Here is a 6,117-nt window from a genome sequence, read left to right as displayed (position 1 = left end):
CGCACGCGCCCGGCGGGCGGCGACGGCCTTGCGCGACGCGGCGATCCGTGATCCGGCGGCGCGCGGCGCCGTGGAGATCGCCCTCCTCTACCCCGGCCTGCACGCGATCTGGGCGCATCGCGTGTGGCACGCGCTGTGGCGGCGCGGCGTCCGCTTCCCCGCACGCGCGGGCTCGCAGCTGACGCGCTGGCTCACGGGGATCGAGATCCATCCCGGAGCGCGCATCGGGCGCCGGTTCTTCATCGATCACGGCGCGGGTGTGGTCATCGGCGAGACCGCCGAGATCGGCGACGACGTCATGCTCTATCACGGCGTGACGCTCGGCGGCACCTCCCTCGACGCGGGCAAGCGCCACCCCACGCTCCGCGACGGCGTCGTCGTCGGAGCCGGGGCCAAGGTGCTCGGCCCCGTCGAGGTCGGCGCGCGCTCGGCGATCGGCGCGAACGCCGTCGTCACCCGCGACGCCCCCGCCGACAGCGTGCTCGTCGGGATCCCCGCGCGCGTGCGCCGCCGCGACCGGTCGGAGGATCTGCGGGGGCTGCTCAGCGCCCCCGAGTATCAGATCTGACGGGTCGCGCCCGTCGCGAGCTCCGGCCGCGCGAGCGCTCCGCGCTCGGCCTCCAGCTGGGCCGCGAGCGCGAGGATCGTCGCCTCTCCTCCCGGTCGCCCGACGAGCTGGACGCTCCACGGACGCCTCCCCCGCTCCGCGTCGAGCGGCAGGGAGATCGCCGGCAGCCCGGAGACGTTGACGAAGCTCGTGTGCGGGGCGTACCGGCACTGCTGCTCGAAGCAGCGTTCGGGGTCGTCCGCCGCGTGCCATCCGATGGGGCGCGGCGCGAGCGCGAGCGCCGGGGTCAGGACGGCGTCGAAGGGCGCGAACGCCTCGATCGTGGCGCGCTCGAAAGCCAGGGCGGCGTCCTGGGCGCCGAGGACGTCGGCGGCGGAGAGCGCCCTGCCCTCCCGGACGAGCCACGCGGTGAGGGGCTCCGCGTCGCGATCGAGCTGCTCCTCGGTCAGGGGGATGCGCGCGGCGGACGCCCGCCACAGCGTGACGAACATCTCGGGGTAGCCCTCTGGCCGCCACGGCGCGTCCTCGACGACGTGCCCCGCGCCCTCGAGCATCGCGATCGCCCGGTCGTAGGCCTCCCGCGCGCCCGGATCGAGCGTCGTGTCCGTCCAGCCGTCCCACACGGTGGCTGTCGTGGCCCCGATCCGCAGGCGCCCGGGCTCGCGCCGCGCCGCGTCGAGGAAGGGGCCCCCGCCGGGCGCGCCCGTGGCGAACGACCGGGGAGCCGTGCCGATGAGGGCGTCGAGCAGCAGCGCCGCGTCGGCGACGCCGCGGGCGATCGGGCCGGAGACGCCGAGCCCTGCGGGGGCCTGGAACGGGATCCTGCCGCGCGAGGGCTTGAGGCCCACGACGCCGACGGTCGCGGCCGGGATCCGGATGGATCCGCCGCCGTCGGAGGCGGGCGCCGCGGGGAGCAGCCCCGCGGCGACGGCCGCCGCCGCTCCCCCGCTCGAGCCGCCCGCGCCCGTCGACGGATCCCAGGGGCTGCGCGCGATCGGGCCGGCGAACGGCTCGGTGAAGCCCGTGAGGCCGAACTCGGGCGTGCTCGTCTTGCCGAGGCTCACCGCGCCCGCCTCGTCGACCGCGACGGCGAGCGGGTCGGAGCGATCCGGCACGTGATGGGCGAACGCGCGGGATCCGTAGCGCGTCGGCACGCCCGCCCTGGCGGTGAGGTCCTTGTCCGCGAGGGGGACGCCCCACAGGGGCGGCGCGTCCTCCGCGGGAGCGGCGAGCGCGTCCGCGGCACGCCGCGCGCGGTCGGCGGTGACCTCCGCGAAGGCCCCGAGGCCGGCGTCGTGGCGGGCGATGCGGTCGAGGAAGTGGTCGACCGCCTCCCGCGGCGCGAGTCCGCCGGAACGCAGCTCGGCGGCGAGGTCGATGAGGCTCATCTCGTGGATCTGCACGCCCCCATCCTCCCGCGTCCGCGCGAGGTCAGGATCCGGGCGACGCGGAGCGCAGCAGCGAGAGCGCGTCCTCCGTGTCCCGGATGACGTGGCGGCGCATGAGGTCGGCGGCGCGGTCGCCCTCGCGCGCCGCGATCGCCTCGGCGATCTCCCGGTAGGCCTCGACGCCGTAGCTCTCGAGGGTGAAGCCCACGTCGGGCTCGGGACGGGAGCGGTGGCAGTAGAACCAGATGCGCAGCGCGTGGGCGAAGTGGCGCTCGAGGTCGGCGACGAGGCTGGGGTTGCCGGTCTGCCGGTAGATCATGCGATGCAGCTCGCTGTCGAGATCGGTGAAGCGCATGACCGTCTCGAGGTCGCTCGGCAGGTCGGCCATGCGCTCCATCTCGTCGACGTGGGCGAGGAGCCGCGCGTGCTGATCGGCGCTCCCGCGCCGCGCCGCCAGCCGGGCGGCGAGCGCCTCGATCTCGGAGCGGATCTCGAGCTCCCACTGCGCGGCGTGCAGGCCGACCTCGGTGGTGAGGGTGCCGCGGCGGGGCAGGATCATGACGAGCCCGTCGTACTCCAGCCGGCGCAGCGCCTGGCGGATCGGCGAGAGCCCGACGCCGAGGTCGGCGCTGAGGGCCTTCTCGTCGAGCACCGCGAGGGGCGGATAGTCGAGGTGGACGATCCGCTGCCAGATCTCGCGATAGGCGCGGGCGCCGAGACTGTCCTGAGCCGCTCCTGCCGCCACGAAAGCCACGTCCGCTCCCTCTCCGTTCGGATGCGGGCGCCTCTGGCGCCCGCATCCGTCTCATCCTAGCGAGGAGGAGATCCCTCCCCGCGCCCCTGCGACCTCAGCCCCTGGGCACGAGGACGATCGATCCGGTCTCGGTGAACTCGCGCTCGATCTCCTCGTCGCGGCGGTAGGTCGCGATGCTCACCACGACGGCGACGAGCATGCTCAGCGCGACGGCGGGGACCATCTCGTACAGCCCGAGACCGAGCGCCTGGTCGATCGGCTTCCACGCGAACACCGCCACGGTGCCCACGAGCATCGACGCGAGTGCTCCCCAGCGCGTCAGGCGGCGCCAGAAGAGGCTCAGCAGGATGATCGGCCCGAACGCGGCCCCGAAGCCGGCCCACGCGAAGCTCACGAGGCCGAGGATCGAGCCGTTCGGGCTGATCGCCAGGAGCATCGCGATGATCCCGATGACGAGCACGCTCGCCCGTCCGAGCATCACGAGCTGCTTCTCGGGCGGGGGCGTGCGGCGCACCACCTTGTAGAGGTCCTCGATGAGCGCCGAGGAGCAGACGATGAGCTGCGACGAGATCGTGCTCATGATCGCCGCGAGCACGGAGGCGAGGATGAGCCCCGCGACGAAGGGGTGCAGCAGGGTGCGGGACAGCACCAGCATGACCGTCTCCGGATCCGCGAGGTCGATGCCGTGGCCGGTCATGTAGGCGAGTCCGGCGAGGCCCGCGATGATCGCGCCGCCCATCGAGATGGCGGTCCACGACACGGCGACGCGGCGCGCGCTCTTGGCTTCGCGCGCGCTGCGCAGCGCCATGAAGCGCACGATGATGTGGGGCTGCCCGAAGTATCCCAGGCCCCACGAGAGGCCCGAGATGATCGCCACCGCGGTGGCGGCGGTGAACGCGCCGCCGACGACCGACAGGTGCGTCGGCCCGACCTCCTCGACGATCGCCGTCGTCTCGCCGATCCCGCCGACGGCGACGACCGCGATGACGGGCACGATGATGAGCGCGAAGAACATCATGAGCCCCTGCACGACGTCGGTGAACGAGGCGCCGAGGAACCCGCCGAAGAGCGTGTAGAGCAGGGTGACGCCGCCGATCAGCAGCATCCCGGTGAGGTAGTCGGAGTCGAACGAGCTCTCGAAGAAGACGCCGCCGGCGACCATGCCGCTCGAGACGTAGAGCGTGAAGAACACGAGGATGATGATCCCGGACGCGATGCGGAGCAGGCGGCTCCCGTCGCGCAGCCGGTTCTCGAAGAAGCTCGGGATCGTGATCGAGTTCTTCGCGACCTCGGTGTAGGCGCGCAGCCTCGGGGCGACGAGCTTCCAGTTGAGGTACGAGCCGATCGTGAGGCCGACGGCGATCCACCCCTCGACGAGGCCCGCCGCGTAGATCGCGCCCGGCAGCCCCATCATGAGCCAGCCCGAGGCGTCGGAGACCCCGGCGCTCATGGCGGCGACGAACGGGGGCAGGCTGCGCCCGCCGAGCATGTCGTCCTCGTGGCCCTTCGTCTTCCGGTAGCCGTAGTAGCCGATGGCGATCATCGCGACGAGGTACACCCCGAGCGCGAGGTAGATGAGCAGTTGGTCGGACATCGTCGTCTGTTTCCCTTCACAGCGGACGAGCGGGCGGACGAAGCCGCCAGAGCGGCCCCGGGCGGAGCCTGCGCGTCACTCTGTGCTGAAGATCGTTCGAAATGTCGTGCTTCATCTCACTGAAATTTTCAGTGTCACGTCAATGCCACACGCGCCCGCGCCTGCGGGCGACGGCCCCAAGGAGCGCATTGATGTCGAAGCCCCACGACCACCGATCGTTCTTCAGCTACCTCGGCTACCAGACCGGCGGCGACGAGTACCGCTGCCCGGATCTCGGGACCATCAACGTCTCCTGCCGAGGCGACCGCGCCCAGCTCGAAGAGCTCATCGCGCCGACGCCCCTGACGCTCGAGGGCGACGTCTTCGTCGTCACGGTCGCCGACTTCTCGCACGTCTCGACCGGCCCCTACTTCGACGCGGGCATCATCCTGCCCGTCTCCTACGAGGGCACGCACGGAGGCCACTACCGCTTCGAGTTCGAGGACCAGCACTGGAGCACCGCGGCCGGACGCGAGCTGTGGGGCTACCCCCAGCGCTACGCCAAGTTCGACTTCGAGAAGGACGAGAAGGGCGCCCGCGCCAGCGTGCGCGACTACGACACCCCGATCCTCAGCATCTCGGTCGAGTTCGACGACGCGGTCTCCGACGAGGCCTGGACCGGCATCCCCTTCTCCCCGCACCTGCAGGTGCGCGGAGTGCCGCAGGCCGCCGGCGACTCCTTCGAGATCCTCGAGGTGCTCATGCGCCACACCTCGAAGGACTTCCAGCTGACCGAGCGGCGCCTCGGACGAGGCTCCGTGGAGCTCGGCCCGGTCGACATCGGCTCGAACGTCCTCGGGGGGCGCCCCCTCGAGGTGCGCGAGGTGCTCGGCGGCGAGTACCTGCGCACCGACTTCGCCTCCACCCGCGAGAACGGCACCCCCGTTCTGCTGGGATCGCTCGCGACGAGCCGCTGACGGGCAGAACGGAAGAGACACATGAGCTACGACATCGACGACTTCTTCGCCTACACCGGCAGCCTGCCGGGGAACACCACCTACGCGGTCGACGACCTGCGGCAGCTGTGGGTGTTCTGCCGCAGCGATCGGGAGCAGCTCGAGCGCCTCGCCGCGCGCACGCCCTTCGAGCTGCAGGACGACGTGTTCGTCCTGGGCGTCGGCGACTTCTCGTCGGGGCCCGGATGGGCCGACGCGAGCGTCGTCCTGCCGATCTCGTTCGACGGCGCGGCGGGCGGCACCTACTTCTTCGAGTACGAGGACCAGCACGCCTCGGTCGCCATGGGCGCGAGGCGTGGGGCTACCCGAAGGCGTACGCGCGCGTCGAGTGGGACGAGTCGGAGACGGGCCTCGTCACCCGGGTGCACGACTACGACACCGAGGTGTTCCGCGTCGAGGTCTCGTTCGACGACTCCGTCGACGCCTCGGCATGGGAGCATCTGCGGATCTACCCGCAGTACCAGGTGCGCGCGGTCCCGCAGGCCGCGGGGAGCGGATTCGACGTGCTCGACGTCATCACGCGGGATCCCTCCGCGGACGAGATCCGGAAGCAGACGATCCTCGGGCGGGCAGAGGTGTCGATCGGACGGGTCGACATCGCGAACGGGGTGCTCGGAGGGGAGCCCCTGAAGGTCGTCGAGGTGCTGGGGGCCGAGCTGCGTGTGGGCGACTATCGCTCGACGGCGGAGAACGGCGTCCCGCGGGTGGTGAGGAGCCTCCTCTGAGGCAGGGGGGGGGGGGGGGGGGGGGGGGGGGGGCGGGGCCCCCCCCCCCCCCCCACCCGCGCATCCGGGGTCAGCGCAGGTCGCGGCGCAGCA

General features: G+C 72.2%; 6 protein-coding genes. 3 read left to right on the top strand and 3 right to left on the bottom strand.

The window, feature by feature from the left end:
• Positions 1–28: 28 nt before the first annotated feature.
• A complete protein-coding gene (gene epsC / locus NHL53_RS14425) occupies positions 29–568 on the top strand; it encodes a serine O-acetyltransferase EpsC (RefSeq protein WP_433777593.1) in 540 nt (179 codons plus the stop codon).
• On the opposite strand, the gene NHL53_RS14420 is transcribed toward epsC, so the two are convergent.
• From NHL53_RS14420 to putP, 3 genes are all read right to left on the bottom strand, one after another.
• Positions 559–1,971 (bottom strand): amidase, encoded by a 1,413-nt coding sequence (locus tag NHL53_RS14420; protein WP_433777592.1) that lies wholly within the window; start codon positions 1,969–1,971, stop codon positions 559–561. The two genes, epsC and NHL53_RS14420, sit on opposite strands and share 10 nt — an antisense overlap.
• A gap of 28 nt (positions 1,972–1,999) precedes the next feature.
• Positions 2,000–2,710 carry a GntR family transcriptional regulator gene (locus tag NHL53_RS14415; RefSeq protein ID WP_433777591.1) on the bottom strand — a complete coding sequence of 237 codons (711 nt, stop codon included), beginning with the start codon at positions 2,708–2,710 and terminating at the stop codon, positions 2,000–2,002.
• A 94-nt stretch (positions 2,711–2,804) separates the two neighbouring features.
• Complete coding sequence (gene putP, locus NHL53_RS14410; RefSeq protein ID WP_433777590.1) at positions 2,805–4,304, bottom strand: sodium/proline symporter PutP; 1,500 nt, start codon at positions 4,302–4,304, stop codon at positions 2,805–2,807.
• Between the two features lie 191 nt (positions 4,305–4,495).
• Here putP and NHL53_RS14405 point away from each other — a divergent pair, with 191 nt between their 5' ends.
• Both NHL53_RS14405 and NHL53_RS14400 read left to right on the top strand, forming a co-directional pair.
• On the top strand, positions 4,496–5,260 hold the full coding sequence (locus NHL53_RS14405; protein ID WP_433777589.1) for an acetoacetate decarboxylase family protein: 765 nt from the start codon (positions 4,496–4,498) through the stop codon (positions 5,258–5,260).
• 224 nt (positions 5,261–5,484) lie between these two features.
• Positions 5,485–6,024, top strand: a complete 540-nt coding sequence (locus NHL53_RS14400; RefSeq protein ID WP_433777588.1) for an acetoacetate decarboxylase family protein — start codon at positions 5,485–5,487, stop codon at positions 6,022–6,024.
• The last annotated feature ends 93 nt before the right edge of the window (positions 6,025–6,117 follow it).

Origin of the sequence: Microbacterium sp. gxy059 (assembly GCF_050958665.1) — a bacterium.
Taxonomy (GTDB): domain Bacteria; phylum Actinomycetota; class Actinomycetes; order Actinomycetales; family Microbacteriaceae; genus Microbacterium.
The sequence above is the reverse complement of the archived record's forward strand: the minus strand, read 5'-3'. Positions and strand labels throughout refer to the sequence as shown.

Coding starts and splice junctions, on each gene's coding strand:
- putP (WP_433777590.1), bottom strand. CDS start 4,304: ATGTCCGACCAACTGCTCATCTACCTCGCGCTCGGGGTGTACCTCGTC.
- NHL53_RS14405 (WP_433777589.1), top strand. CDS start 4,496: ATGTCGAAGCCCCACGACCACCGATCGTTCTTCAGCTACCTCGGCTAC.
- NHL53_RS14400 (WP_433777588.1), top strand. CDS start 5,485: ATGGGCCGACGCGAGCGTCGTCCTGCCGATCTCGTTCGACGGCGCGGC.